This window comes from Prauserella isguenensis (genome assembly GCF_014191605.1).
Taxonomy (GTDB): Bacteria; Actinomycetota; Actinomycetes; order Mycobacteriales; family Pseudonocardiaceae; genus Prauserella; species Prauserella isguenensis.
Genome location: NZ_JACHWU010000001.1, coordinates 1,271,287 through 1,297,341 on the forward strand (window position 1 = coordinate 1,271,287; position 26,055 = coordinate 1,297,341).

General features: G+C 70.1%; 22 protein-coding genes and 1 pseudogene. 13 read left to right on the forward strand and 10 right to left on the reverse strand.

Features of this window, described 5'->3' with window-relative positions:
- The first annotated feature begins 1 nt into the window (after position 1).
- The 8 genes and pseudogenes from FHS23_RS05975 to FHS23_RS06010 all read left to right on the forward strand — a co-directional run bounded on the left by FHS23_RS05975 (position 2) and on the right by FHS23_RS06010 (position 9,427).
- A complete protein-coding gene (locus tag FHS23_RS05975; protein WP_183649011.1) occupies positions 2-2,524 on the forward strand; it encodes a DUF6779 domain-containing protein in 2,523 nt (840 codons plus the stop codon).
- A gap of 217 nt (positions 2,525-2,741) precedes the next feature.
- The gene (locus FHS23_RS05980) at positions 2,742-3,860 is read left to right on the forward strand and encodes a PrsW family intramembrane metalloprotease (protein WP_183650981.1); all 1,119 of its coding nucleotides are present in this window, start codon (positions 2,742-2,744) and stop codon (positions 3,858-3,860) included.
- A gap of 124 nt (positions 3,861-3,984) precedes the next feature.
- Positions 3,985-4,881, forward strand: a pseudogene (locus tag FHS23_RS05985) (Rossmann-like and DUF2520 domain-containing protein); the annotation flags it as partial.
- Positions 4,882-4,896: 15 nt separating this feature from the next.
- A complete protein-coding gene (panC, locus tag FHS23_RS05990; RefSeq protein ID WP_183649017.1) occupies positions 4,897-5,889 on the forward strand; it encodes a pantoate--beta-alanine ligase in 993 nt (330 codons plus the stop codon).
- A gap of 12 nt (positions 5,890-5,901) precedes the next feature.
- Complete coding sequence (gene panD / locus FHS23_RS05995) at positions 5,902-6,417, forward strand: aspartate 1-decarboxylase (RefSeq protein ID WP_183649020.1); 516 nt, start codon at positions 5,902-5,904, stop codon at positions 6,415-6,417.
- 7 nt (positions 6,418-6,424) lie between these two features.
- Entirely contained in the window at positions 6,425-7,231 is an 807-nt protein-coding gene (locus tag FHS23_RS06000) for a type III pantothenate kinase (protein ID WP_183649023.1), read from the forward strand.
- Between the two features lie 74 nt (positions 7,232-7,305).
- Positions 7,306-8,811 carry a lysine--tRNA ligase gene (gene lysS, locus FHS23_RS06005; RefSeq protein ID WP_183649026.1) on the forward strand — a complete coding sequence of 502 codons (1,506 nt, stop codon included), beginning with the start codon at positions 7,306-7,308 and terminating at the stop codon, positions 8,809-8,811.
- A gap of 265 nt (positions 8,812-9,076) precedes the next feature.
- Positions 9,077-9,427, forward strand: coding sequence for a histone-like nucleoid-structuring protein Lsr2 (locus tag FHS23_RS06010; RefSeq protein WP_183649029.1), 351 nt, complete (start codon positions 9,077-9,079; stop codon positions 9,425-9,427).
- A gap of 213 nt (positions 9,428-9,640) precedes the next feature.
- Here FHS23_RS06010 and FHS23_RS06015 read toward each other — a convergent pair whose 3' ends face one another.
- Positions 9,641-10,492: a (2Fe-2S)-binding protein gene (locus FHS23_RS06015; RefSeq protein WP_425501103.1), complete on the reverse strand. Its 852-nt coding sequence runs from the start codon at positions 10,490-10,492 to the stop codon at positions 9,641-9,643.
- A 515-nt stretch (positions 10,493-11,007) separates the two neighbouring features.
- Between FHS23_RS06015 and FHS23_RS06020 the strand changes: the two genes are divergently transcribed.
- Positions 11,008-13,569, forward strand: a complete 2,562-nt coding sequence (locus tag FHS23_RS06020) for an ATP-dependent Clp protease ATP-binding subunit (RefSeq protein WP_183649031.1) — start codon at positions 11,008-11,010, stop codon at positions 13,567-13,569.
- Positions 13,570-13,750: 181 nt separating this feature from the next.
- On the opposite strand, the gene FHS23_RS23895 is transcribed toward FHS23_RS06020, so the two are convergent.
- The 4 genes from FHS23_RS23895 to FHS23_RS06040 form a co-directional block, all read right to left on the reverse strand.
- Positions 13,751-14,008, reverse strand: coding sequence for an NAD(P)H-binding protein (locus FHS23_RS23895; RefSeq protein ID WP_183649034.1), 258 nt, complete (start codon positions 14,006-14,008; stop codon positions 13,751-13,753).
- A 46-nt stretch (positions 14,009-14,054) separates the two neighbouring features.
- On the reverse strand, positions 14,055-14,891 hold the full coding sequence (locus FHS23_RS06030; RefSeq protein ID WP_183649037.1) for a Sir2 family NAD-dependent protein deacetylase: 837 nt from the start codon (positions 14,889-14,891) through the stop codon (positions 14,055-14,057).
- Entirely contained in the window at positions 14,888-15,205 is a 318-nt protein-coding gene (locus FHS23_RS06035; RefSeq protein WP_183649039.1) for an antibiotic biosynthesis monooxygenase family protein, read from the reverse strand. Before FHS23_RS06035 ends, FHS23_RS06030 begins: the two co-directional genes overlap by 4 nt.
- A gap of 194 nt (positions 15,206-15,399) precedes the next feature.
- Positions 15,400-16,872, reverse strand: a complete 1,473-nt coding sequence (locus FHS23_RS06040; protein WP_183649042.1) for a M1 family metallopeptidase — start codon at positions 16,870-16,872, stop codon at positions 15,400-15,402.
- A gap of 13 nt (positions 16,873-16,885) precedes the next feature.
- On the opposite strand from FHS23_RS06040, the gene FHS23_RS06045 reads away from it, so the two are divergent.
- Positions 16,886-17,647: an alpha/beta fold hydrolase gene (locus FHS23_RS06045; RefSeq protein WP_183649044.1), complete on the forward strand. Its 762-nt coding sequence runs from the start codon at positions 16,886-16,888 to the stop codon at positions 17,645-17,647.
- A gap of 64 nt (positions 17,648-17,711) precedes the next feature.
- On the opposite strand, the gene FHS23_RS06050 is transcribed toward FHS23_RS06045, so the two are convergent.
- From FHS23_RS06050 to FHS23_RS06065, 4 genes are all read right to left on the reverse strand, one after another.
- A complete protein-coding gene (locus FHS23_RS06050) occupies positions 17,712-18,695 on the reverse strand; it encodes a peptidoglycan recognition protein family protein (protein WP_183649047.1) in 984 nt (327 codons plus the stop codon).
- A gap of 239 nt (positions 18,696-18,934) precedes the next feature.
- The gene (locus FHS23_RS06055) at positions 18,935-19,822 is read right to left on the reverse strand and encodes an HhH-GPD family protein (RefSeq protein WP_425501085.1); all 888 of its coding nucleotides are present in this window, start codon (positions 19,820-19,822) and stop codon (positions 18,935-18,937) included.
- A 39-nt stretch (positions 19,823-19,861) separates the two neighbouring features.
- Positions 19,862-20,365 carry a beta-class carbonic anhydrase gene (locus FHS23_RS06060; RefSeq protein WP_183649050.1) on the reverse strand — a complete coding sequence of 168 codons (504 nt, stop codon included), beginning with the start codon at positions 20,363-20,365 and terminating at the stop codon, positions 19,862-19,864.
- A gap of 70 nt (positions 20,366-20,435) precedes the next feature.
- A complete protein-coding gene (locus tag FHS23_RS06065) occupies positions 20,436-21,536 on the reverse strand; it encodes a LacI family DNA-binding transcriptional regulator (protein ID WP_183649053.1) in 1,101 nt (366 codons plus the stop codon).
- 301 nt (positions 21,537-21,837) lie between these two features.
- Here FHS23_RS06065 and FHS23_RS06070 point away from each other — a divergent pair, with 301 nt between their 5' ends.
- Genes FHS23_RS06070 through FHS23_RS06080 form a run of 3 tightly spaced genes read left to right on the forward strand, consistent with a single transcriptional unit; the run spans position 21,838 to position 24,734 of the window.
- Positions 21,838-22,938, forward strand: a complete 1,101-nt coding sequence (locus tag FHS23_RS06070; protein WP_183649066.1) for a metal ABC transporter solute-binding protein, Zn/Mn family — start codon at positions 21,838-21,840, stop codon at positions 22,936-22,938.
- Between the two features lie 47 nt (positions 22,939-22,985).
- Entirely contained in the window at positions 22,986-23,789 is an 804-nt protein-coding gene (locus tag FHS23_RS06075) for a metal ABC transporter ATP-binding protein (RefSeq protein ID WP_246381746.1), read from the forward strand.
- 54 nt (positions 23,790-23,843) lie between these two features.
- Positions 23,844-24,734: a metal ABC transporter permease gene (locus FHS23_RS06080; RefSeq protein WP_183649072.1), complete on the forward strand. Its 891-nt coding sequence runs from the start codon at positions 23,844-23,846 to the stop codon at positions 24,732-24,734.
- Here FHS23_RS06080 and FHS23_RS06085 read toward each other — a convergent pair.
- Positions 24,691-26,025, reverse strand: a complete 1,335-nt coding sequence (locus FHS23_RS06085) for an alginate O-acetyltransferase AlgX-related protein (protein ID WP_183649075.1) — start codon at positions 26,023-26,025, stop codon at positions 24,691-24,693. The genes FHS23_RS06080 and FHS23_RS06085 overlap by 44 nt on opposite strands.
- Positions 26,026-26,055: the final 30 nt, after the last annotated feature.

Consider the following 26,055-nt stretch of genomic DNA (forward strand, 5'->3'; position numbering starts at 1 on the left):
CATGACTGGCGAGGGTGAGGACGAGCCCGGCCGCAGATCGGGCGGCCGACTGTGGCCGGCCGTGGGCGTGCTGCTCGCGCTCGGCGCCACCGTCGCACTGATCCTGGCGGAGGACATGCGGCTGCTGCGGTTGGGCATTCTGGCCGCGCTCTGGGCCGCACTCATCGGCACCTTCCTCGCGACCCGCTACCGCAAGAAGGCCGCGGAAACCGAGGTGGCCGCATCCAAGGCACAGGAGATCTACGAGCTCGAACTGGAGCGCGAGGTCGCCGCCCGGCACGAGTTCGAGCTCGAGGTGGAGGCCGAGACCAGGGAACGTGTCGAGGACGAGTCGCGCGCCGAGCTCGAGGCGCTGCGCGCCGAGGTCTCCTCCCTCAGGGAGAGCCTCCAATCCCTTTTCGGCGGTGAGGTGATGTGGGAGCGCATCGCACTCACCGCACAGTCGACGCGGATGCGCTCGTTCGGTGACGAGCGCCCTCTCGTCGCCGCCGGTGAGAGCCCGGAGAAACCCCGGCTGACCGCGGGCCGGGCCGAGAATCCCACCGAGTTCATCGGCCGGGTCGTCGACGCCGACGGCAACGATGCAGGCGCCATCGCCAGGGCCATCGGCACGGCAGGCGGCAACGGCGACGTCGCCGACGCGTTCGGGGGCGGCAACGGCTCGTCGCGCAGCGCCGCGGCGAAGGCCGCTGCCGCGCAGAACACGGCGGCCCCTCAGAACACGACCTCTCGCAACGGTTCGTCGGGCAGCGCCGCGTCGAACGGTGCCCGGTCCGCCGCCCCGGCTCGGAACGGCGCCGCCGCCGACGGCACGACCTCGAACGGCGCGGCGTCCAACGGCACGGCGTCCAACGGGGCGGCCTCGAACGGTGCGGCGCCCCACGGCCGGACGTCTCGCGGTTCGGCGGGCGGCGCGATGCGGAACGGTGCGGCCGCGAACGGTGCAGGACCGCACGGTGCGGCGGCGAACGGTGCGGCGTCCAACGGTGCGGATCCGCGGCAACGGTCCGGTCGCCGCGAGGAGCCGGCGGAGTCGACGGCGTGGTTCGCACAACCCGTGGACACCGGCGACACCGACACCGACGACGGCGAGTTCGACGAGTACGGCGACCCCATCGACGAGTCGGACACCGACCGCGCACCTGCTCCAGCACCGTCGGCCGATCCGCGGGCCGCACCTCGCAAGAGTCGCGGCCCCCAGCGGCGGCCCGAGGAGGCAGGTTCGCCTCCGGTGCCGCCGCGGCAACGCCCCGCCGGCCCGCAGCAGCCGCACGACCCGCGGTCCAGCGCCGCACAGTCCGAATCCCCGCAGTCCCAGCCCCCGCAGCCCCAGCCCCCGCAGCCCCAGCCCCCGCAGTACCAGGGCGCACAGTCCCACGGCGCACAGGCCAGTGGCCCGCAGCAGGCCGGGGGACAGCGGCGGGGCACCCCAGGCACCCGGACACAGGTCGCACCGCGGATGTCGAAGGCGTTCGGCGACGTCGCCGGCAACCGTCCCGATGCCGACGCCGATGCCGACGACCAGGCCGACGACGACGGGCGTAGCAGTCCGCCGGACCCCGGCGGTAGCGGCGCCGGGCCCGACGAGGATCCGACCCGCCGGGTGCGTGCCCGTGAGGCCGCCGCCGCGAAGGAACGCTTCCGCCCCGCTCAGCGGGCCGGTGCGCAGCCGCCGCAGTCGGTCAGGCAGGGAGCGAAGCCGCCCCAGCAGGAGGCCGGTCGGGCGGTCCCGCCGCGGGCCACCGATTCGCGGCCCGCGCAGCAGCCCGCAGGTCCGCCGAAGCAGCCGGGTCGGGACCGCGGTGGTGCTGACCGGAATGGTTCCGACCAGCCGGGCGGCGATCCGGTCGGCGCCACGGCCCAGCAGCGCGCGCAACCCGCACATCCCGCCTCGGCGGTGCGCGCCCGGCCTGCGGTGTCACCCTCACGGCCGAACGAACCCGACAACCAGGGTCAAAATCGACGTGATGTTGGCCTCACCCGGACGAGTGAAGCGGACGAGCACGGGCGTCCTGCCTCGCAACCTGGAGCTTCGGTCGGTCAGGGTATGGACGAGACCGCATCACAGACCGCTTACGCTCAGACACCCGAGACAGACTCCGGAGGGGCGCGTGACCCACGCGCCGGCGCTCCGAAGGCCGCCGAGCCGGCACCCGAGGTGGCTCCGGCGGAACAACCGATCGTGAAGGGACCCCTTCCACCCATGTCTTACCCCGAGCAGCCCGCCGGCGCGGCCGACTCGACCGAGGCCTCCGGCGAGGATTCCGTCGTCAACCCGACGCTGCCGCCCGAGGTGCGCGATCTCGCGCGCAAGCCGGGTGGTCGCCGTCGGCGTGCCGAGCCGGAGGACGAGGAGCAGGGCGAGCAGGCGGCCGAATCCGGCGGCGGCCGTCGTCGCGCTCCGGATACAGAGGACGGCGAGCCCACGGGTTCGCACTCCTCCGGTCGTTCGGTGAGCGAGCTCCTCGCCGCCTACGGCACGGGCGACACGACGCCGCGCCGCCGTCGTCGCGCCGAGGACTGAACCTCCCGGTTTCCGCGCCCTCCGGAGCTCCGTGGTCACTTCGAGACGTGACAGCGGGGCTCCGGAGGGCGTTGCCGTCCGGCGAACCCGGGCATTCGTGACATTCCGCCCGTAAGGCTTGCGCCGGTCCGTGTCCCTCGCCCGGGTGTCGAGGTCGGCTACTACCCTGCGCGGCGTGAACGGAGCGGCGACCGTCGTGCGGCACGCCCGGCGGAACATGACACGTCTGGTCACCGTGCTGGTGCCGGTGACCGGCATGGTCGCGGTGGCGATCTGCGGCCTGATCGTGTTCGGGCTCGTCACCGTCCAGGCGGGGGCGCTCCCCGTGATCGTGGGCGTGATCGCAGCCGTGGTGCCGGTCTCGATCGTCACGGCCGCGCTGCTGTGGGTGGACCGGTGGGAACCGGAGCCCGCCAAGTACCTGCTGTTGACCTTCCTGTGGGGCGCGTGCGTGGCGACGCTGCTGGCGCTGTTGGTCAACGACACCGCCAAGAGCGTCGGCGACTATCTCCTCGGCTTCGAGGGCGGCAACAGGATCGCCACCATCATCTCCGCACCGCTCGTGGAGGAGGCGATCAAGGCGGTGCCGCTCGTGGCGGTGCTGTGGCATCGGCGGAGCGAGTTCAACGGCGTCGTCGACGGCATCGTCTACGCGGGATTCAGCGCCGCCGGTTTCGCGTTCACCGAGAACGTCTACTACTTCGCGAGCGCGTTCAACGAGGCCGGTTTCGGCGACGGCATGTCCTCGGGCGTGCTCGCGGCGTTCACGCTGCGCGGCGTGCTGTCACCGTTCGCGCACCCGCTGTTCTCCGTGGTCATCGGTATCGGCGTGGCGCTGATGGTGCAGAAGCGCTACTACGGCGCCGCCCGGTTCATGCTGCCCGTGGTGTCGTACATCGGGGGCGTGTGCCTGCACGCGCTGTGGAATGCCGCGGCGACCCTCGGCGGTGCGCAGACGTTCCTCAACGTCTACTTCTTGATCATGGCGCCGTTGTTCATCGGGGTCGGACTGATCGTGGTGTGGCAGCGGCGCCGCGAACAGCGCGTCGTCGCCGGGGCGCTGCCCGCGATGGCGCGCCGCGGCTGGATCGCGCAGTCGGAGATCGACCTGCTGGCGGACCTGGCCGCGCGGCGGCGCTGGCGCAGGCAGGCGCGCCGCGAGTCGGGTTCCGAGGCCGCGAGAGCCGTGGGCGACTACCAGGCGGCCGTGACCGAGCTGGCGTTCCTGCGTCGCAGAGGCGTCACGACCGACGACGAACGTGCACGGCACGACGATCTGCTCGCCGAGGCCCGGCAGGCCAGGGCCGACGCCGTGACCCTCGCGCGTACCGGGTGAAGCCGGTCACCCGAGCGCGTGACCGGCACCGGGTTGGCGCTACGCTCGCGGCGTCGTCTGGTACCCGCGACGAGGTCGGGACTGGAACGAGTTTTGGGAGTTTTGCGGCCATGAGCCTCCGAAGGGGCGCGCGATGACGCGGCCCGCCCGCCTCGCGGTGGGCGTCGTGTCGGCGGGACGTGTCGGCAGTGTTCTCGGTGCGGCACTGACCCGCGCCGGACATGCCGTGACCGCGGTCAGCGCGGTGTCGGACGCTTCCGTCCGCCGCGCCGAACAGCTGCTGCCGGACGCCGAAATCCTGCCTCCCGACGAGGTCGCCCGTCGCGCCGACCTGGTGCTGCTGGCGCTGCCCGACGACGTCCTCGAACCCATGACCGCGGGTCTGGCCGGTGCCGACGCACTGCGTCCCGGCCAGATCGTCGTCCACACGTCCGGCGCCCACGGGGTCGGTGTGCTCCGCGCCGCCGCCGAGGCGGGTGCGCTGCCGTTGGCGCTGCACCCGGTCATGACCTTCACGGGCCGCGCCGAGGACGTGGAACGGCTGACCACGGCCAGTGTCGGCATCACCGGGACGTCCGGCGACGACGCGGCCTGGCACGTCGGCGAGGCGCTGACCGTCGAAATGGGTGCCGAACCCGTCCGGGTGCCCGAGGCCGCCCGCCCGCTGTACCACGCGGCGCTGGCGCACGGCGCGAATCACCTGGCCACGATCGTTGCCGACAGTGTCGACCTGCTTGCGGACGCCGGCGTCGACCACCCGGACCGGGTCGTGGCGCCGCTGTTGTCGGCCTCGCTCGACAACTCCCTCCGCCACGGCGGCCGTGCGCTCACTGGACCGGTGGCCCGTGGCGACACCGGCACCGTGACCGAGCATCTGCGGGTCCTGGCGGAGCGGGCTCCCGACGTCGAACCGACCTACGCGGCGCTGGCCCGCCGCACGGTGGCACGGGCGAAGCTCGCGGGGCTGCTCGGCGACGACGCGGCAGCCGAACTGGAAAACCTCCTCGACAACCGATCGTGACAGGCAGCGAACCCCATGACTTTCCCGAAGAACACGCCGAAGTTCACCCGCGGCGAGCTGAACGTCTACCGCAGGCCCGCCGAGGTGTCGCAGGTGACGGCCGCACTGCGCGGGGTGGGCCGCAACGTCGCGCTGGTGCCCACGATGGGCGCGCTGCACGAAGGGCACCGTGAGCTGATCCGCAGGGCCAAGCGGTTGCCGAACACGGTCGTCGCCGTGTCGATCTTCGTGAACCCGTTGCAGTTCGGCGAGGGCGAGGATTTCGAGGCCTATCCGCGCAGTCTCGAACAGGACTTCGAGACGCTGCGGGAACTCGGCGTCGAGCTCGCGTTCGTCCCGGAGGTCGAGGACCTGTACGGCGAGTCGGGCGTCGCCGTGACGCTCGATCCCGGTCCGCTGGGCGCCGAACTCGAAGGCGAGATGCGGCCAGGGCACTTCGGCGGCATGCTCACCGTCGTGGCCAAGTTGCTGAACATCGCGCGCCCGCACTACGCCTTCTTCGGGGAGAAGGACTACCAGCAGCTGGTTCTGGTCAAGCGCATGGTCGCGGATCTGAACCTGGAGACGCGCATCGTCGGTGTGCCGACGGTTCGGGAGGACGACGGGCTGGCCCTGTCGTCGCGGAACGCATATCTGTCCGAAGAGGACCGACGCAGTGCCGCCGTCCTGTCGACCGCCTTGGGGATGGGCGTGAACGCGGGAACCGACGGTGCGGAGGCGGTGCTCGAGGCCGCGCACAGGGAGCTGGCGGCGCACCCGGAAATCGAGATCGAATACTTGGAGTTGAGGGGAACCGATCTGGGGCCCGCACCCGTCGATGGTGAGGCGAGGTTGTTGATCGCGGCCAGGCTCGGCCGTACCAGGCTGATCGACAACACGCCGGTACCGCTCGGTGCCGCCGCCGCAGGACTGGGCGACGACCAGGACGAGGCGGACCACGACGACGTGGCAGGCGACGGCCGCAACGCCGCCCCAGCGGGAACAACTCCGTCTCAGCAGGGGTACTAAAGGGAGTCGAAGATGTACCGCACCATGCTCAAGTCGAAGATCCACAGAGCCACGGTGACGCAGGCGGACCTGCACTACGTGGGCTCGGTGACAGTGGACGCGACCTTGATGGAGGCCGCCGACCTGCTGCCCGGCGAGATGGTGGCCATTGTGGACGTCACCAACGGAGCGCGGCTCGAGACGTACGTCATCCCCGGTGAGCGCGACAGCGGGGTGCTGGGCATCAACGGTGCGGCGGCGCACCTGGTGCACCCCGGCGACATCGTCATCCTCATCGCCTACGGCCAGCTGGACGACGCCGAGGCCAGGACGTTCCGTCCCCGCGTGATCTTCGTCGACGCCGACAACCGCATCGCCGACCGCGGCGCCGACGCGGGCCACGCTCCGGAGGGTTCCGGCCTCGTCTCCGGGGCGCTGCCGATCGACGACAGCGGGCACGCGTTCATCGAAGGCGAGCTGCCCGCGTTCCCGCTCGCCGAGACAGCCGACGCCGCCCGCCTCGACGCGCTGCTCCACGCGGAGAGCTGAGACGCGCGTGCTGCTCACCATCGACGTCGGGAACACCAACATCTCGCTCGGTCTGTACCCCGAGGACGGTTCCCGCGTCGAACTGGTGCGTGATTGGCGCATGCGCACCGACGCGCAGATCACCGCCGACGAACTGGCGTTGACCATGCGCGGCCTGCTCGGCGAGTACGCCGACCGCATCACCGCGATCAGCGCGCTGTCGACCGTGCCCGCCGTGCTTCGCGAGCTGCGGGTGATGCTCGGCCGCTACTACGCCGACGTGCCCACCGTGGTGGTCGAGCCGGGCGTGCGCACCGGTGTGCCGCTGCACGTCGACAATCCGAAGGAGGTCGGGGCGGATCGGCTCGTCAACACGTTGGCCGCCTACCACCTGTGCGGCTCCGCGTGCGTGGTCGTCGACTTCGGTACGTCCACGAACGTCGACGCGATCTCGGCGAAGGGTGAATTCCTCGGCGGTGCGTTCGCCCCGGGCATCGAGATCTCGGTCGACGCGCTCGCGTCGCGTGCCGCGGCGCTGCGGAAGGTCGAATTGACCCCGCCCCGTTCGGTGATCGGGAAGACCACCGTCGAATGTCTCCAGTCCGGCATTCTGTTCGGTTTCGCGGGCCAGGTCGACGGCCTCGTCCGCCGGATTTCGAAAGAGCTGGGCGACGGTCCCGTCGAGGTGATCGCCACGGGTGGTCTCGCGCCGCTCGTGCTGGGCGAATCCGAGACCATCACCGAGCACCGGCCCGATCTGACACTGCTGGGCCTCAAGCTCGTCCACGAACGGAATCCCGACCGGGGAACCGGCCGCTGTTCACGGCGGAAATAGCAGCCCGCAGGCGGCTCGGTCGATGGCAGGAGCCGGTTCACGACCTCGCATCGGCCATTCGTACGCTGGTGCGCATGAGCGATACCCCGGAACACTCCCAGAGCGACGACGACCTGCCGGAGCAGCTGCGGGTGCGCCGGGACAAGCGTGATCGCCTGCTGGCCGGCGGCACCGAGCCGTACCCCGTCGAGGTGCCGCGCACACACACGCTCGCGCAGGTGCGCGCCGCTCACCCCGACCTGCCCGCCGACGCGCAGACCGGTGACGTCGTGGGCGTGACCGGCCGCGTCATGTTCATGCGCAACACCGGCAAGCTGTGCTTCGCCACGCTGCGTGAGGGCGACGGCACGGAACTGCAGGCGATGCTGAGCCTGGCCAACGTCGGCGAGGAATCCCTGTCGGCGTGGAAATCGGACGTCGACCTCGGCGACCACGTGTTCGTCCACGGAGAGGTGATCACCTCCAAGCGCGGTGAACTGTCGGTCATGGCCGATGCGTGGCAGCTCACCTCGAAGGCGATGCGCCCGCTGCCCGTCGCGCACAAGGAGATGTCGGAGGAATCGCGGGTCCGGCAGCGTTACGCCGATCTGATCGTGCGCCCGCGGGCCCGTGAGGTCGTGCGCACGCGCGCGAACGTGCTTCGCGCGCTGCGTGATTCTTTCCACGGCCGGGGATTCACCGAGGTCGAGACGCCGATGCTGCAGACGTTGCACGGCGGAGCTTCGGCGAGGCCGTTCACGACTCATTCCAACGCCTTCGACATGGACCTCTACCTCCGCATCGCCCCGGAGCTGTATCTGAAGCGGTGTGTGGTCGGCGGTATCGAGAAGGTCTTCGAGATCAACCGCAACTTCCGGAATGAGGGCAGCGACTCATCCCATTCCCCTGAGTTCGCGATGCTCGAATACTACGAGGCGTATGCGACGTACGACACAATCGCGGACCTGACGAAACAGCTCGTCCAGGAAGCCGCCGAGGCCGCATTCGGTTCACAGATCGTCACGCTCCACGACGGAACGGAGTACGACCTCTCGGGTGAGTGGGCGTCGATCACAATGTACGAGTCGCTCTCCGAAGCACTCGGTGAGGAAGTCACGCCGGAAACGACGGCCGAGAAACTGCACGCCGTCGCCGAGGCACGTGGCATCGAGGTCGATCCGAAGCTCACCCACGGCAAGCTGGTGGAAGAACTGTGGGAGGAGCTGGTCGGCGACCATCTGTATGCGCCGACATTCGTGCGCGACTTCCCCGAGGAAACCTCGCCGCTCACCCGTGCACACCGGACCAAGCCTGGGATCGCCGAAAAGTGGGACCTGTACGTTCGGGGATTCGAGCTGGCCACCGGCTACTCCGAACTGGTCGATCCGGTCATCGAAAGGGAGCGGCTGACCGCCCAGTCCAAGCTGGCGGCGGGTGGCGACGAAGAGGCCATGCAGCTCGACGAGGATTTCCTTCGGGCGCTCGAGTACGGAATGCCGCCGACCGGTGGCGCCGGAATGGGAGTGGACCGGCTGCTCATGGCCCTCACCGGCCTCGGTATCCGGGAAACCATCCTGTTTCCGCTGGTCCGGCCCGAATAGTTTCGATCCACCCGGTGGTGATGGGAGGCGAGGCGAAGTCGTCTCCCATCCATCGGGAAACCCGACAAAACTCGGGCGTCTGATTTGCTTTTATGAGTTCGCGGGGGTATTACTGTCAGCAGTTCCCCGACTTTGCCTCATGGGGACCGCTCGCCCGGCCGGATCGACAAGCCGGTTCGGTTGTACGGTTCGATGAGGTTTCCGACGCCGATGGGGATCGGCGGTCCCATCGGTCTATCGCAGGTTTCACAGGAGGAAAACAAGGATGGCGCAGAAAGTTCTCGTCTCCCTCGTCGACGACCTTGACGGGTCGGAGGCGGAAGAGACCGTCGAGTTCGGTCTGGACGGTGTGACGTACGAGATCGACCTCTCGGCGGAAAACGCCGAGGAATTGCGTGACGCGCTCGCGCAGTACGTCGAGCACGCCCGCCGGGCCGGTGGTCGCAAGCGCACGACCCGCGCCACCGCGTCGAAGCCGCAGGCCGGCCGCAGTGCAGCGGTCGACCGTGAGCAGAACCAGGCCATTCGTGCCTGGGCTCGCAAGAACGGTTACGACGTTTCCGACCGTGGCCGTATCCCGTCCGAGGTTGTCGACGCCTACCACCGCAAGAACTGAGTGGGCATTCCGGACGCTCCCGCAGCAGCTCCGCGTTCGAACGAGCCTTCGAAGGGCCTCCCGGTGTCGCACCCGGGAGGCCCTTCGTATTTGTGACGACGGTTACCCCGCGGCTGAGTCCCGTTCGTGTGGAAGCGGCACCTAACTGACAGGCGAGGCCGGCTGACCTCGTTCCTGGGCGCGGCGACCGCGGGTGAGTCGAGCGGCCGTCGCCTACTCCCTGTGGTGCCGGTCGCCGCCGCCGTGCCGCTCTTCGGCCTCGCCGGCGTGCTCGTCCCCGGCGCGGCGGCGTAGCCGGGGACAGCCCGTGCACTCCTCGCGGCCCGGAAGCAGGTGGGTGAAACAGCAGCTCTGCCGCTGCCTGGCCCAGCCGTCGTCGCCGGTGCGCAAGGTCGACGGCGACGTCAGGGGTGCGAACGCGGCGCCGAGCACCAGCGTGGCGTCGGCGACGCCGCCGCCCTCGTCGCCGCAGTCACGGCCCGCCCACCAGAGGCAGTCGTCGAGCGCGTCGGTGGCGGCCGACCAGAGGGTGCGGCTGCCGAGCGGGCTCGCGCCGCGGTAGGCGCGGACGAAGCGGGCGGCGTGAGCGGTGTAGCGGCCACGCAGCACTCCGGCGAGTTCGCGTTCGTCGGCGGCGACGGAGGCCTGCGGATCGGCGCACGCCGGGTCGAACGGCAGGCAGCCGAAGCCCTTCCCGAGGACGGCGATCGCCTCGGGGCTCGGCCGCCCGTGGTCGGCGAGGCGCACGGCCAGGTCCGCGGGCCGGAGCGAGGGCACGCGGCGTTCGTGGAACAGCAGCGCCGCGCCCGCGTACGCGGGGATGCGCAGGTACCAGGACATGACGTAGGCGAGTGCGGTGCGGCTCGGGGCGTCGCGGTAGGTCTCCCGCAGCCACGCCGCGGTGCGGGCCCACCAGAAGGCGAACCACTGCGGGTCGTCGAGCAGGTCGGAGCAGCGGATCCAGCCGGGGCCGGAGGCCGAGCCGGTGAGGGTGAACCGGTCCTGGGCCGCGTCGACCCGGGCCAGGGACGCGGCGAGCGTGGTGCCCGCGGTGCGGCCACCGATCCGGCGGCTGCTCGCAGGGGCGCCGGTCCCCGCGTCACCGACGGCGTTGTGTGCAGCGTCACGCACGGATCGGTCGACGGTCACGGTTTGCTCCAACGGTGTGACGACACGGCGGCGGGTGCCACCCGTGCCCGAAGTGCCTATAAGGGGAGCCTAACCTAAACCTCTGTCGTGCACTGCGCCGGTCGAGTGACACGATGGTGGAGCACGTGAGAACCCGAACCGGCTGGACACGGGGCGTGACGCACGGTCTCGGGCGTGTTCGCCGGAAGCGGACACGCCCGGACGTGGGGAATCGTGGTCGGCGCGCGCTCGTTGCACCCAGCGGAAACAGCGCCGTAGCCAGCGACAACACTGGAATGGCACGATCCGGCGAGGCCGCCGACGGACCCGCCGGATTCGTGTGAGTGGTAGGCCACCGGACACGCATGGCTACTAGAGTGGTCTCACGGTGCCGAACCCATCACGAGGAACCGATGGGTCGGGCCGCCGGCGCAGCAGTCGAGGGAGTGGGAATGTTCGAGAGGTTCACCGACCGCGCGAGGCGGGTGGTCGTCCTGGCCCAGGAAGAGGCCAGGATGCTCAACCACAACTACATCGGCACCGAGCACATCCTCCTGGGTCTGATCCACGAGGGTGAAGGTGTCGCCGCCAAGGCGCTCGAGTCGTTGGGTATCGCGCTTGAGGGCGTCCGTCAGCAGGTCGAGGAGATCATCGGCCAGGGGCAGCAGGCCCCGAGCGGGCACATCCCCTTCACGCCGCGTGCCAAGAAGGTGCTGGAGCTGTCGCTGCGCGAGGCGCTGCAGCTCGGCCACAACTACATCGGTACGGAGCACATCCTGCTCGGCCTCATCCGCGAGGGTGAGGGCGTCGCGGCCCAGGTGCTGGTCAAGCTCGGCGCGGACCTCAACCGCGTGCGCCAGCAGGTGCTGCAGCTCCTGTCCGGTTACCAGGGCAAGGAGCCGCAGGAGGCCGGCGGTGGCCGTGGCGAGGGCACCCCGTCCTCGTCGCTGGTGCTCGACCAGTTCGGCCGCAACCTGACGCAGGCCGCGCGCGACGGCGGTCTCGACCCGGTGATCGGCCGGAACTCGGAGATCGAGCGCGTCATGCAGGTGCTGTCGCGCCGCACCAAGAACAACCCGGTGCTGATCGGTGAGCCCGGCGTCGGCAAGACGGCCGTCGTCGAGGGGCTCGCGCAGAACATCGTCAAGGGCGAGGTGCCCGAGACGCTCAAGGAGAAGCAGCTCTACACGCTGGACCTCGGCTCGCTGGTCGCGGGCTCGCGGTACCGCGGTGACTTCGAAGAGCGCCTGAAGAAGGTCCTCAAGGAGATCAAGACCCGCGGCGACATCATCCTGTTCATCGACGAGCTGCACACGCTCGTCGGAGCGGGAGCGGCCGAAGGTGCCATAGACGCCGCGAGCATCCTCAAGCCGATGCTGGCCCGCGGTGAGCTGCAGACCATCGGTGCGACCACGCTCGAGGAGTACCGCAAGTACATCGAGAAGGACGCCGCCCTGGAGCGTCGCTTCCAGCCGATCCAGGTGGGCGAGCCGTCGCTCGAGCACACCATCGAGATCCTCAAGGGTCTGCGTGACCGCTACGAGGCGCACCACCGCGTGTCGATCACCGACTCCGCGCTGGTTGCGTCCGCCACGCTGGCCGACCGGTACATCAACGACCGGTACCTGCCGGACAAGGCGATCGACCTCATCGACGAGGCAGGCGCGCGGATGCGCATCCGCCGGATGACCGCCCCGCCGGACCTGCGCGAGTTCGACGAGAAGATCGCCGACGTGCGCCGGGACAAGGAGTCGGCCATCGACGGCCAGGACTTCGAGCGGGCCGCCAACCTGCGCGACGAGGAGAAGCAGCTCCTGTCGCAGAAGTCCGAGCGCGAGAAGCAGTGGAAGGACGGTGACCTGGACGTCGTCGCCGAGGTCGACGACGAGCAGATCGCCGAGGTCCTCGCCCACTGGACCGGCATCCCGGTGTTCAAGCTCACCGAGGAGGAGACCACGCGTCTGCTCCGCATGGAGGACGAGCTGCACAAGCGGATCATCGGCCAGGAGGACGCGGTCAAGGCCGTGTCGCAGGCGATCCGCCGTACCCGCGCCGGCCTGAAGGACCCGAAGCGCCCGTCCGGTTCGTTCATCTTCGCCGGCCCGTCCGGTGTCGGTAAGACCGAGCTGTCCAAGGCGCTGGCGAACTTCCTGTTCGGTGAGGACGACGCGCTCATCCAGATCGACATGGGTGAGTTCCACGACCGCTACACCGCCTCGCGGCTGTTCGGTGCCCCTCCGGGCTACGTCGGCTACGAGGAGGGCGGTCAGCTCACCGAGAAGGTGCGCCGCAAGCCGTTCTCGGTGGTCCTGTTCGACGAGATCGAGAAGGCCCACCAGGAGATCTACAACACGCTGCTGCAGGTCCTCGAGGACGGCCGCCTGACCGACGGTCAGGGCCGCACGGTGGACTTCAAGAACACGGTGCTGATCTTCACCTCGAACCTGGGTACCGCGGACATCTCCAAGTCCGTCAGCCTCGGTTTCTCGTCGGGCAACGACGAGGTGACGCGCTACGAGAAGATGAAGCAGCGTGTCAACGAGGAGATGAAGAAGCACTTCCGGCCCGAGTTCCTCAACCGGATCGACGACATCATCGTCTTCCACCAGCTCACGCGGGACCAGATCATCGAGATGGTCGACTTCATGGTCACCCGCGTCGAGGAGGCCCTGAAGGGCAAGGACATGGCCATCGAGCTCACGGACCGTGCGAAGGCGCTGCTCGCCAAGCGCGGCTTCGACCCGGTGCTCGGTGCCCGTCCGCTCCGCAGGACCATCCAGCGCGAGGTCGAGGACCAGCTGTCCGAGAAGATCCTGTTCGGCGAGGTCGAGCCGGGCCAGATCATCATCGTGGACGTCGAGGGCTGGGAAGTCGGCGACGACAACGACGACCAGGCCACGTTCACCTTCCGCGGTGAGCAGAAGCCGGTCGACGTGCCGGACGCACCGCCGGTCAGCATGGCCGCGGGTGAGGAAGGCTCGGGTTCGGGCTCTGGCGAGACCGAGTCGGAGTGACGATCCCGACCAGCCGGACCGGAACGGCCGAGTAGGCCGTCCGGAACGGCCGAGTAGGCAGAAACGGCGGGCACCGCGTACGCGGTGCCCGCCGTTCTCGTATCCGCGTGCCCCGCACTCAGCCCCGCGTGTTGCGCCTTCCAGAGACTGTGTTGCGCTCTCCAGGGGCCGTGTTGCGCGTTCAGGACGCCGTGTTGCGGGTTCGGGGGACAGTGGTGCGCCGCGAGGTGCCCGGCGTGGGATCGAGCAGTGTGGTCGCGGCGACGGCCGCGATCTCCAACCTGCGCAGGTAGCCGTCGGCCACTTCGAGCTGGTCGGGCAGATCGGCCTTCGTCTGGTTGTCGGTGAGGGCGCGGACGTTCGTGGCGCCGCGTTCGAGCAGGTCGTCGACGGTCTTGCGGCCGATGTTGCCGGTGGCTCCGGTGACCAGGATGATCATGGCGCGGTCTGCCCGGGCGGGCGCGGAGGGCGCGTGCGGACGGTTCTCAGCCGTTCAACCGTGCGTCGATGGCCGTCAGCGCGTCCAATGCGCCGACAGGGAGGGACACGCCGCGGCCATGGCGGACCTCGGGTTCGCGCGGGTTGATGCGGATCAGGGCTCCGTCGGCGGCGCTGGCGAGTTCGGCCTGCCTGCGCACGGTCGGCACGGCGAGTCCGGCGCCGAGTTCGACGACGGCGAGGCGTCCGGCGCTGCGCCGCCATGCCTGGAGCTCGTCGAGCTGCCGCTGGGAACGTTCGCCGAGCCAGTCGGCGTCGCCGAACATGAGGATGTTCGGCCGGGCGAGGGCACCGCAACCCGGACACGACGGCAGCGGTTCCTGCGCGCGCATGGTGGCCTCGTCGACGGTGACGGTCACGTCGTCGGCAGGCCAGATGCCGGCGGAGCAACCGGTGAGGCACTGCAGATGGTGGATCGAACCGTGGACCTCGGCGACACCGGAGAACCCGGCCTCCTGGAACTGGCCGTCCACATTGGAGGTGAAGACGCGTGCGCCGCCCGATTTCCCCGCTGCCCAGCGGCGGAGGACATCGAACCCGGGGTGGGGAGTCGTGCGGCGGTACAGCTCGAGCCGGTGGCCGTAGAAGCCCCACGCGAGTTCGGGGTCGGCGGCGAAGTGCACCGGGTCGGCGACCTCGACGAAGCTGAGTCCCAGCCGTGCATACGGCGGGTAGGCGCGCCAGAAGCCTTCGTCGCCGCGGAAATCGGGCAGCCCCGAGTCGACGCCCATGCCCGCACCGGCGCAGACGAGCAGCGCGTCGGCGGAGCCGATCAGCTCCGCCGCGCGCTCGAGCTCGCCGACGTGGTCGAGCGGGTCGTTCACTCGTCCGCGGAGTCGGGTGACGAGCCGAGGACGACCTCGAACTCCAGCAGGTTGGCCCCGCTGGAGACCGGCTTCTGCTGCTCGCCCGCGTGGGCTTCCTTCGCGCCGCCCTGCGCCCAGGCCTGGTAGTCCTCCTCCGTCTCCCACTTGGTGTAGACGAAGTAGCGGTTCTCGCCGGATACCGGGCGTAGCAGTTCGAAACCGAGGAAACCGGGAGCGTTGTCGACGGATCCCTGTCGCGCAGCGAACCGCTTCTCCAGTTCGGGCCCTGCGCCCTCGGGGACCTCGATTGCGTTGATCTTCACAACAGCCATGACGCCGAGGGTACTGGCGAGCGGGGTGACGCCGCAGTAGCCGAGGTCCGGCCGGTTGCGGGGTGTCGCTCACGCCGCAGTGCCGCGCGCGCTCGCGCCGTCGACGAAGGCCTGTCCCCGTCGCCAGGCCACCCCCGGCACCGACGGTCGGCCACGGCGCCGCGGAAGTCCGTCCACAGTGACCGGACGTGCGCTCAGTTCGACAGCGTCCCCGGGTACAGATACTGCTCGTCGGGCAGTCCGCTGCGGTGGAACCACTCGGCGAAGAACCCGTCGAGGCTGCGCCCGTAGATGCGTTCGACGAACCGCTCGAACTCCGGCCACGACGCGTTCCCTTCACGATGCTCACGCGGCCAGGAACGCATCACACGCCAGAACGCCTCCTCTCCGAGCTGTCGGCGCAGCGCGTGCATCGCCAGGATTCCTTTGCCGTACACGCCCTGGAACTCGTCGCCCGCGCCCATGTCGTAGAGCGGAGGATCCCAGAACTCCTCCGTCACCGCGGCCACGGTTTTGTGGTATTTGACGTCCAGGTCGGCGCCCTCCTTGCCCTCGTCCCACAGCCACTGCGCGTAGCTGGCGAAGCACTCGTTGAGGCAGATGTCGGCCCACGACGACACGGACACCTCGTTGCCGTACCACTGGTGTGCCAGCTCGTGAACGATCGTCGACAGTGTCGCGCCGGCGTCGTAGGTGGGCCTGCCCTGTGTCTCCAGCGCATACCCGATGTCGGCGCCGAGGTAGATGCCGCCCGTGGTCGTTGCGGGATAGTCGCCGAAGCGCGATTCGAGGAACCGCACGATCTCGCCGGTACGCCGCGCCTCCGGCCGCAGGTCCTCCGAGCCCGGTGCGAACGCGTTCACCATCGGGGTGCCGTCGTCGAGTGTGCGGCGGGTGACGTCGAACCGGTCGATCGCGACGGTCGTCAGGTACCCCGCCACCGGTTCGGGTTCGACCCACCGCGACGTCGTCCAGCCGTCACGGGTGGTCGTCTGCTCCTCGCGGCCGATGGACACCGCCGTCCAGCCCTGCGGGACGCGTGCCGTGAGCCGGAACGTCGCCTTGTCGCGGGGGTGGTCGTTCGACGGGTACCAGAACGACGCCGACGGCGGCTCGCCCATCGCGAACGCACCGCCGGACGGGGTGCGGTGCCAGCCGTTGCTGCCGAGGCCGCTCGCGGTCCGCTCGGGTGTGCCGTGGTACTGAACCCGAACCCGGAACCGTTGGTTTCCCGCCTTCGCCCGCTCGGGCGTGATCACCAGTTCGTGCGCACCTTCCCGGTCGAACCGGGTGCGGACGCCGTCGACGTGCACCGACTCGACGGTCATCCCGCGCAGATCCAGATTGAACCGGCTCAGCGGTTTCGTGGCGCGTGCCGTCATCGTGGAGTCGCCGTGGAGCACCCCGGAGTCGGGGTCGTAGCGCACGGACACGTCGTAGTCCTGCGCGTCGTACCCGCCGTTGCCCGCCTCCGGGTAGTACGGATCGCCGATCCCGGGTGCGCCCGGCTCGGCACGTCGTTGCTGCAGCGCACCGGCGCTCTCGCCCGCCGACGTGGCGGGCGTGCGCTGTGGTGCGGTGGACCTCGGCTCGTCACCGCCGGAGGTGCACGCCGCTAGGGTGCACACGAGAGCGAGCACGCAGGATCCGGCCCGGCGAATGGCCATGGGGAGAGCGTAGATGCGGTTGGGTGAGGGCGCCGTGTGGTTCGGCGGCACGGGACAGCCGATCGTGCTGTTGCACGGGCTGATGGGCAGGGCGACGACGTGGTGGCGGGTGGCGCGCTGGCTGGAGCCCTACGGTGACGTCGTGGGCCTCGACGCGCGTGGGCACGGCCGCAACCCGCGTCCGCTGCCCGCTACCACGGAAAACTTCGCCGCCGACGTCGCCGAGTTCGTCGAACGGCTCGACGCGGGACCCGCAGTCGTGATCGGACATTCGATGGGTGGGCTGCACGCGCTCACACTCGCCGCGACGCGGCCGGAACTGGTGCGCGCGATCGTGATCGAGGACTTCGCCCCTGACCTGCGCGGCCGGACCGTCGAGACGTGGCGGGGGCACTTCGAGTCGTGGCCGCGGCCGTTCGCGTCGCTGGCCCACGTCCGGGAGTTCTTCGGCGACACCGGCGAGTACTTCGTCGAATGTTTCGAGGAGCGCGCCGACGGCTACCACCTCATCGCCGACCTCGACGACCTGTACGCGATCGCCGCAGAATGGGGACGCCGCGACTACTGGTCCTATGTGGACAATCTCGGACGTCCGCTGCTCGTCGTCGAGGCGGGCGACACCGTCATGCCGGCGGGGCAACAGGCCGAACTGGCCCGACGGGCGGGCGGACGGCACGTCGTCGTCGAAGGCGCCGGGCACGTGGTGCACGACAGCGCACCGGACGAGTACCGGGGCGCTGTCGAGGCCTTCCTGTCCGACGTGCTGAACCGCTGAGAACACGGTTCCCGGGACCCGCAACAGGGCCCCGGGGGAGCCGCGACACGGTGGGAGTGCCGCGTTATCGCGCCAGGCGCGCCCGCAGTTCCTCCCGTTCGGCTCCCGTCGCCGCGAGCAGGGGCCACACGTCGGCGCCGAGGTAGCCGCTCTCGTCCGCCTTGCGGTGGAGCGACGCGCCGCACGTCAGCTCCTCGACACCGTTGGTGCGCTTGAACTTCGCCACCTCGCGGGCCATGCCTGCCGTGAAAACGCCGTCGGTGGCGACGTTCGCACCACGCTCGCGCAGCAACGTCTGCGCCGTGCGTACCTGCGGGCCCGCGTCGCCCGGCGTCAGCAGCGGCCAGGACTTCGGCTGTGCCGCGCGGGTGCCGAGCTCTGCGGCGACCGCCTCGCGCAGTTCCGGCAGCCTGCCGTAGAGGACCTCACCGGGGCACTGGGTGGAGTTGAAGTCGCGATGTCCCATGATCAGGTCTGTGGTCACGCCGTACTGCGAGGCCATCCACGCGACCAGCTGTACGAGCGAGTCCCACAGCGCCTGCGTGACGTCGACGTCGACGTAGATGCCCTCGTTCTCGATGCCGATGCAGGTCGAGTTGTTGCCGCCGACGTGTGCGCCCTGCACGTGCTGGGTGCCGTCCTGCACGACCTCGAGCGAGTGGTGCCTGCCCTCGGTGATGTGCCCGCCGCGGCTGTTGGTGAACTGCTGGCCCGAATCGCCCCAGCCGTTGTCGATGTGCAGCTGCTGGATGTCCCGTGAGATCTGGAAGGCGTGGTCGACCGAGTAGTCCTCGCTGTTCGCGCCCGCGGTGTGGTGGACGACGATGTACGTCGGCGGGTCGTCGAGGATGACCGGGTCCTGGGTCGGCGCCTGTGCGCCCCAGTCGGCCGTGGTGTAGATCAGCGGCTGATCGGCCCTCGGGGTCACGCCCCGCGGTGCGGCCGCGCCCGCCTGCGCGGTGCCGAGGCCCGCGAGCGCACCTGCGGCGGTGACGGCCAGTCCCCCTTTGAACAGGGTGCGACGGTGGAATTCGGGCTGGTCGGGCATGTCGTTCGAGCTCCCTCCACTGGCTGTGGGTGCGTGGGATGTCGCTGCGTGGGGACATCGGAGCACGAAACATCAACGGTCGCGAATAATTACCGACGAATTGCGGGTCACTGTCGTGAAAACTTTTCGCCGACGGGTGGAGGCGTGACCTGCAGGGATCGCTGCCGTAACGGACAAAAAGTACAGTTCGACTTCACCTGAACGGGCCAGCGGTCCGTCGATACGACGTCGTCGCGTGATCAGTGCTCACCCGGTAGTGCGAACCTGCCGTCGGCCGTCTGCTCGACGAGTCCGTCCGTGAGCAGCGAGTCGAGGCAGCGGTCGCGCTGGCCGGCCCGGTCCCACACGACGTCGAGCCGCGTCTTGGGCACGGGTTCGTCGGTCCCGCGCAGCACGTCGAGCAGCAGGCCGCGCACCTGCCGGTCCGTTCCGGCGAACTTCTGCACCGGCTTGGCGGGACCGTCGTAGGCGGGTTTGCCCGCGCGGACCCAGGCGCAGTCGTCGACGATCGGGCAGTCCGCGCACTGCGGCGCACGTGCGGTGCAGACGAGCGCGCCCAGCTCCATCAGTGCCGCCGACATCGTCGCGGCACGGCGTTCGTCGGCGGGTAGCAGCGCCTCGACGTCGGCCATGTCCTTCGTGTTCGACGCGGGACCGGCATCGCCCGCGCCGTGCACCGCACGTGCCACGACCCGGCGGACGTTCGTGTCGACGACGGGGGTGCGCTTGCCGTAGGCGAACGCCGCGACGGCCCGTGCCGTGTACGCCCCGATGCCGGGCAGTGCGAGCAGGGTGTCGACGTCGTCGGGCACGACGTCGCCGTGCTCGCGGGCGATCACGTCGGCGGCCGTGTGCAGTCGCAGTGCCCGGCGCGGGTAGCCGAGCTTGCCCCACGCGCGCAGGACCTCGGCCTGCGTCGCGGCCGCCAGCGCGGACGGCTTCGGCCAGCGTTCCAGCCACTCGTGCCAGATCGGCTCCACGCGCGCGACGGGTGTCTGCTGCAGCATGATCTCGCTGATCAGCACGCCCCAGCCGTCACAGTCGGGCCTGCGCCACGGCAGGTCGCGCGCGGTCTCGGAGAACCAGTCGAGCAGCGTTTCGGAGGCGATGTCGGCGGTCAGGGTCACGCGGGCATTAAAACACCGCCGCCCCGACCGCCGAGCAGGTCACTCCGCCGCCTGCGGCACCTCGGACAATCGGCCCGTGTGCACGTCGTAGACGAAACCGCGCACCATATCCCGGTGCGGCAGGAACGGACTCTGCTGCAGCCGCCTGCACGATGTGCGCACACTGGCCTCGACGTCGCGGAACGCCTCGACCGCCCACGTCGGGCGCAGTCCCGTGTCCGCTTCGAGCTCGTCCTTGAAACCCTCGTCGGTCACCGAGTTCAGCCCGCAGTCGGTGTGCTGGATGATCATGACCTCGCGGGTGCCGAGCTTGCGCTGACTCAGCGAGAGCGACCGGATCGTGTCGTCGGTGACGACGCCGCCCGCGTTCCGCAGGATGTGCGACTCGCCTTCGATCAGGCCGAGCAGCTGGAACACGCGGATGCGGGCGTCCATGCACGTCAGGATCGCGACGTGCTGGGAGGGCCGGGGGGACGAGCGGTCGCCGGTGACGGCGTCACCGAGTTCGGCGTTGCGCTTGAGGAGCAGGTCGATCGCGGTCATGACGTCTATCTGACTCGCCTGACGTCGCCGGCACAAGTCCGGTTGGTGTTCATCATGGTGCCGGCTCGGATCAGGGGCCGAACCAGTGCTGCTCCGCGGTTCGCGGCGGGGCCGACGTGGTGCCGACGCGCAGCTCGGTCGGCAGGGTGATGACCTTCGACGCGACGCGGTCGCCCGCGCCGAGGAGCAGCTTGCCCGCCGCCTTGCCCTTCTCGAGCACCGGCTGGTGGACGGTCGTCAGGCCGGCGCGCGTCGCCTCACCGATGCCGTCGAAGCCGGTGATCGTCAGGTCCGCGGGCACGCGCAGGCCGCGACGGCCCGCCTCGGCGAGCGCGCCGAGCGCGAGGATGTCGGAGGTGCAGATCAGCGCCGTCACGCGCGGATGTTTGTCCAGCAGCTGCCGCGCGGCCGATGCGCCGTCGTCGACGTGGTGGTCGAAGCGCTCGACCACGGGGACCGACTCCCACGGCACCCCCGCGGCCTCGAACGTGCGCTGCAACGCCGCGAGTCGCGCCCGCTGCACGTGGTAGTGGGCGTCCTGCTGTCGATAGAGGAACGCGAAGTCGTCGTTGCGGTCGCTGGACAGGCGCATGCACAGCACACCGACCTGCCGGTGGCCCAGGCCGACGACGTGGTTGGCGAGGTCGACGGTCGCGGCCTCGTCGTCGGGTCCGACGCGGTCCATGCCGTCGAGCTGCGGCTGGTCGACGATGACCGTCGGCACGGGCCGCTGCAGCGCGGCCTCCAGGTGCGGGTCGTCGTCGGGCACGGAGTAGACGACGAAGCCGTCGACGCCCGCGCGCTGCACGGCGGCGACGTCCTCGTTGCCGGGACTGCCGGGCACGAGCGTGAGGCCGACGCCCGCGTCCTCGCATGCGAGCGCGAGGCCCTCGAGCACGCCGACGGCCGCGGGGTCGCGGAAGGCGTACGAGAGGTTCTCCGTGAGGAGCAGGCCGACGGCACCGGCCTTGCGGGTCCGCAGGGAGCGGGCGACCGGGTCGGGACCCGCGTACCCGAGGCGCTTCGCGGTCTCGAGGACGCGTTTGCGCAACTCGGGCGACAGCTGGTCCGGCCGATTGTAGGCATTGGACACGGTCGTACGCGAGACGCCAAGTTCGGCGGCGAGGGACGCCAGTGTGGCCTGCCGCCTCGATCGCATCGGCCGGTTCATGAACAAACCGTAACGGTTCAGAACACGGTGCAGAACCGGAGGCCCGCGTCGATCACATTTACCCGGCCGCCTGCGCGGTCACGGGCGGTATCCCGCGCAGGCCGTGCTCCGGCCGGTGGGCGCCGATGTGATCACCGGCGATGCAGGGTCGGTGACGCAACGTCGACCGGTCGGTCGCCCCGTCGGGGTTTCGTCACCGATTTCAGTGGCCGCCCAGTTGGGAACGGTTCCCATTATCTATACTGACCGTGACAGGCGGCGCTCCCGGAGCGGGTTCCGGGCACAGGCAGGGTGGTGGACGATGAACAAGGCGCGGGTATTCACGGCGGTGCCCATGGCGGCGGCGCTCGTGGCGGCGACGGCGTGCAGCGGCTCCGACGACGGTTCCGGTGACGACTCCGGGATCACGGTCGTGGCCTCCACCAACGTCTGGGGCTCGGTGGTCGAGGCCGTCGGCGGCGACCGCGTGGAGGTCAACTCCCTCATCGACGACCCGTCGTCGGACCCGCACTCCTACGAGGCCACCGCCGAGGACGCCGCCGACGTCCAGGACGGCGACCTGCTCGTCTACAACGGCGGCGGTTACGACGACTTCTTCACCCAGCTCGTGGAGCAGACCACGAGCAAGCGCTTCGTCGTGGCCGTCCCGGACGACGGCGGCGGCCACTCCCACGACCACGGTGGCGGCAGCGGCGGCAGTGGCGAGACCGGCGCACCGGGCGTCGACCACGGCGAGCACGGCGAGAGCGGCGACGAGCACGAGGGTCACGACCACGGGGACCACGGCAGCGAGGGCCTGCGTGCCCAGCAGGGCGACGGTCACGACGATCACTCCACTGAGGACGCTCACGGCGGCGAGGGGCACGAGGGGCACAGCCACGCCGACGGCGACAACGAGCACGTCTGGTACGACCCCGAGGTCGTCGGTGAGGTGGCCGACAAGGTCGCAGCCGAGTTGGCGAAGATCGCTCCGGAGCAGAAGCAGGCCTTCACCGACAACGCGGCCGAGTTCAAGAAGCGCCTCGACGGGCTCGAGCAGAAGATCGCCGACGTCCCCGACGGCCGGGTGCTGGCGACCGCGCCGGTGGCGCACTACCTGCTCGCCGACGCGGGCCTCGAGGACGTCACGCCGAAGGACTACACGCGGGCCATCGAGAACCAGACCGACGTGCCGGTGGCCGCGCAGCAGCGGGTGACGAAGCTGGTCGACGGCGGCGACATCGACGCGGTGATCAACAACCCGCAGACGGTCACGGCCGTCACCGAGAAGCTCACGGGCGCGGCCGGAAACGCGAACGTGCCGGTGGTCGACATGACCGAGACGCTGCCGGAAGGCCAGGACGACTACATTGCATGGATGACCGGCCAGGTCGAGAAGTTGGCGGGAGCATTGGGTCAGTGAGCACCACGGGCACGGGCGAAGCGGCGAGCGGAACCGGCGCGGTCGAGATGGAGGGCGCGGCGCTGGCGTTCGGCGACCGCACCCTGTGGTCCGGCCTCGACCTGCGCGTCGAGCCGGGGGAGTTCGTCGCCGTGCTCGGGCCCAACGGCTCCGGCAAGACCACCCTGCTCAAGGTCCTGCTCGGGCTGCAGGCGCTCAGCGCGGGCACGGTCCGCGTCGCGGGCACGGCGCCGGGGAAGGGAAACCACCGCGTCGGCTACGTCCCCCAGCAACGGGCCATGGACCAGCAGCTGACGCTGCGCGGCCGCGACCTCGTCGGGCTGGGCCTCGACGGCGACCGCTGGGGCACCGGCCTGCGCGGCATGCGTGCCCGCAGGCGCAAGGTCGACGAGGCGGTCGAATCGGTCGGCGCGACGTCGTACGCCTCGTCGCCGGTCGGTGTCCTCTCCGGTGGTGAACAACAGCGGCTCCGCGTGGCGCAGGCCCTGATCGGCGAACCCGACCTGCTGCTGTGCGACGAACCGCTGGCCTCGCTGGACCTGACGCACCAGCGCACCGTCACCGAGCTCATCGAACGGCGCAGGCGCGAGACCGGCACCGCGGTGCTGTTCGTGACCCACGAGATCAACCCCGTGCTGCCGCACGTGGACCGCGTGCTGTACCTGGTCGGCGGTCGCTTCCTCATCGGCACCCCTTCCGAGGTGATGACGTCGGAGACGCTCACCGAGCTGTACGGCGCCCCGGTGGAGGTGGTGCGGGTCGGCGGGCAGATCCACGTCGCCGGTGCGCAGAGCGCGCTGTGCGAGGACACCGTGCATCATCACGAACACGACCACACTGAGCCCGTGTGACCTGGCGACCCCCACTTCGACCCGTACCGACGATCCCCGGATGAAGGCCCGCTGATGGACAAGCTGTTCGACGTCGAGCTGACCGCGCGCCTGCTGCAGCTCGACTTCGTGCTGATGGCGCTCGGCGCTGCGGCGGTGCTCGGTCTGGTCGCGGGCGCACTCGGACCGTTGATCGTGATGCGCCGGATGTCGTTCGCCGTGCACGGCACCGCCGAGCTGGCGTTCACCGGCGCCGCCGCCGCGTTGCTCCTGGGTATCGGCGTCAGCTACGGGGCGCTGGCGGGGGCGGTCATCGCAGCCCTGTTGCTCGGCCTGCTGGGCGGCCGGGAGTCCGAACGCGACTCGGTGATCGGCGTGATCCTCTCGTTCGGACTTGGTCTCGGCGTGCTGCTGCTCTGGTTCTACGACGGCCGTTCCAGCAACAAGTTCGGCATCCTCGTGGGGCAGATCGTCGCGATCGAGCAGCAGGACCTCGAACTGCTCGTCGGCTCGGCGGTCGTCGTGCTGATCGTGCTCGCGGTGATCTACCGTCCCCTGCTGTTCGCGACCGTCGACCCGGCCGTGGCGGTGGCCCGCGGGGTGCCGGTGCGGTGGCTGTCGCCGTTGTTCGCGGTGCTGGTGGGCGTCGCGACGGCCCTGGGCGTGCAGATCGTCGGGGCGCTGCTGGTCGTGGCGTTGATGGTCACGCCTGCCGCGGCGGCCGCCCGGGTGACGTCGAGTCCCTGGCGCGCGACCGTGCTGGCCGTCGTGTTCGCCGAGGCCGCGGCGCTGGGCGGCATCGTGCTCTCGCTCGCACCGGGCGCGCCCGTGAGCTTCTTCGTCACGGCGATCTCGTTCACGATCTACCTGGTGTGCCGCGTCATCGCCTACCTGCGCGGCAGGCAGCGTTCGCTCCGCGACCTCAGCGGATCGGATTCGCCGCGAGCCGCCGTTCGACCATCGTGAGGAACCCTTCGTCGAGCAGCGGCAGGTCGCCTTCGGCCACGGACCGTTCGACGGTCTGCACCACGACGATCTCGGAGCGGACGAACGTGTCGATCGTCGCGTCCTTGTGCTTACCGAGGTGCGGGTAGCTCAGCAACGTGAGGTCGGCGAACGCGGCGGGCAGATACCGCGACGAGGCGAACGTGAACGAGTCGCCGATCAGCGCCGTCGGCGCGCCGATCGTGCCCTCGATGTCCTTGCCCGCGTCGGCGTCGTAGCGCTCCGGGCCGTCGAACTTGCGCAGCGTGTCCTGTGTGCGGTCGGTCTCGCCGTCGGGCATCAGCTCGTAGCGCACCGACGTCTTCGGCTCGGTGCGGCCCAGCATCGACGCGAGGTCGCCGTTCGCCGTCGACCACCCCACGCCGGGGCTGCGCCACGTGTCGGTGACTCCGGGCTGGAGCTTCTCGGCGACGTCGCGGGTCAGCATCACGGCGCCGTCGTCGGTCCAGTGCGTGTCGTTGGCGAAGTACGGCGGATGACCCAACTGCCGCTCGGCGGCCTCGAGTGAGGGGCGGACGTCGAGGAAACTCCGCTGCTGGGCGGCCAGTTCCCAGAACCGCTCCGTCGTCTTCGCCGAGCACTCCTTGCCCGCGTAGTTGTCGGGAAGGTGCTGCGGCACCATCGTCGTCTTGTCCGGCGCGATGGTGAGCAGGAACCGGCGCCCCGAGGCCTCGACGGCGTGGCGGATCCGGTCGAGCCGCTCGAACGTCTCCGTGAGCGGACGCTGCGGGAAGCACTTCCCCTTGACGTCGTCGCCGTAGTACAGCCAGCCGTCGGAGCCCTCGATGACCTCGGTGTAGCCGGCGCTCTGCTGCTGTTCGTCCCGGGCCCCGCCGCCGTCGCCGTTCCCGTCGCCGTTCCCATTGCCCTCAGGTCCGTCCGGCACACCCGGGATCGGACCGGATCCCTCGGCGGGCCCCATCGGTGCGGGCTCGCCGAAGAGCCCGTGGCTGATGCCGTCGGCGGCTTCGATGGCACCTTCGCGGAAGACGAGGTGATCGGTCGCCCACTGCGACATGCCCGTGAAGAAACCCCACCCGTCGGCGGGACTGGGGAAGCTCGCGAGTTCACGGTTCTCGATCTCGCTCGGCCTGCCACCGAACACCCACCCCAGCGCGGGCGCGGCGAAGAAGACGGCCGCGCACACGAGGGCCGTGACCTGGCGGCTGCCGTGACGTGGCCGGTGCAGCGAGTGCTCACGCGGCAGCCACGCCTCGTGCACGGGCGGCAGCTTCCGGGAGGTGTCGGTCACCCGGACACGGTATCGGCCCGCGTCTCATCC

Coding starts and splice junctions, on each gene's coding strand:
- FHS23_RS05975 (WP_183649011.1), top strand. CDS start 2: ATGACTGGCGAGGGTGAGGACGAGCCCGGCCGCAGATCGGGCGGCCGA.
- FHS23_RS05980 (WP_183650981.1), top strand. CDS start 2,742: ATGACACGTCTGGTCACCGTGCTGGTGCCGGTGACCGGCATGGTCGCG.
- panC (WP_183649017.1), top strand. CDS start 4,897: ATGACTTTCCCGAAGAACACGCCGAAGTTCACCCGCGGCGAGCTGAAC.
- panD (WP_183649020.1), top strand. CDS start 5,902: ATGTACCGCACCATGCTCAAGTCGAAGATCCACAGAGCCACGGTGACG.
- lysS (WP_183649026.1), top strand. CDS start 7,306: ATGAGCGATACCCCGGAACACTCCCAGAGCGACGACGACCTGCCGGAG.
- FHS23_RS06010 (WP_183649029.1), top strand. CDS start 9,077: ATGGCGCAGAAAGTTCTCGTCTCCCTCGTCGACGACCTTGACGGGTCG.
- FHS23_RS06020 (WP_183649031.1), top strand. CDS start 11,008: ATGTTCGAGAGGTTCACCGACCGCGCGAGGCGGGTGGTCGTCCTGGCC.
- FHS23_RS23895 (WP_183649034.1), bottom strand. CDS start 14,008: ATGATCATCCTGGTCACCGGAGCCACCGGCAACATCGGCCGCAAGACC.
- FHS23_RS06035 (WP_183649039.1), bottom strand. CDS start 15,205: ATGGCTGTTGTGAAGATCAACGCAATCGAGGTCCCCGAGGGCGCAGGG.
- FHS23_RS06040 (WP_183649042.1), bottom strand. CDS start 16,872: ATGGCCATTCGCCGGGCCGGATCCTGCGTGCTCGCTCTCGTGTGCACC.
- FHS23_RS06045 (WP_183649044.1), top strand. CDS start 16,886: ATGCGGTTGGGTGAGGGCGCCGTGTGGTTCGGCGGCACGGGACAGCCG.
- FHS23_RS06050 (WP_183649047.1), bottom strand. CDS start 18,695: ATGCCCGACCAGCCCGAATTCCACCGTCGCACCCTGTTCAAAGGGGGA.
- FHS23_RS06060 (WP_183649050.1), bottom strand. CDS start 20,365: ATGACCGCGATCGACCTGCTCCTCAAGCGCAACGCCGAACTCGGTGAC.
- FHS23_RS06065 (WP_183649053.1), bottom strand. CDS start 21,536: ATGAACCGGCCGATGCGATCGAGGCGGCAGGCCACACTGGCGTCCCTC.
- FHS23_RS06070 (WP_183649066.1), top strand. CDS start 21,838: ATGAACAAGGCGCGGGTATTCACGGCGGTGCCCATGGCGGCGGCGCTC.
- FHS23_RS06075 (WP_246381746.1), top strand. CDS start 22,986: ATGGAGGGCGCGGCGCTGGCGTTCGGCGACCGCACCCTGTGGTCCGGC.
- FHS23_RS06080 (WP_183649072.1), top strand. CDS start 23,844: ATGGACAAGCTGTTCGACGTCGAGCTGACCGCGCGCCTGCTGCAGCTC.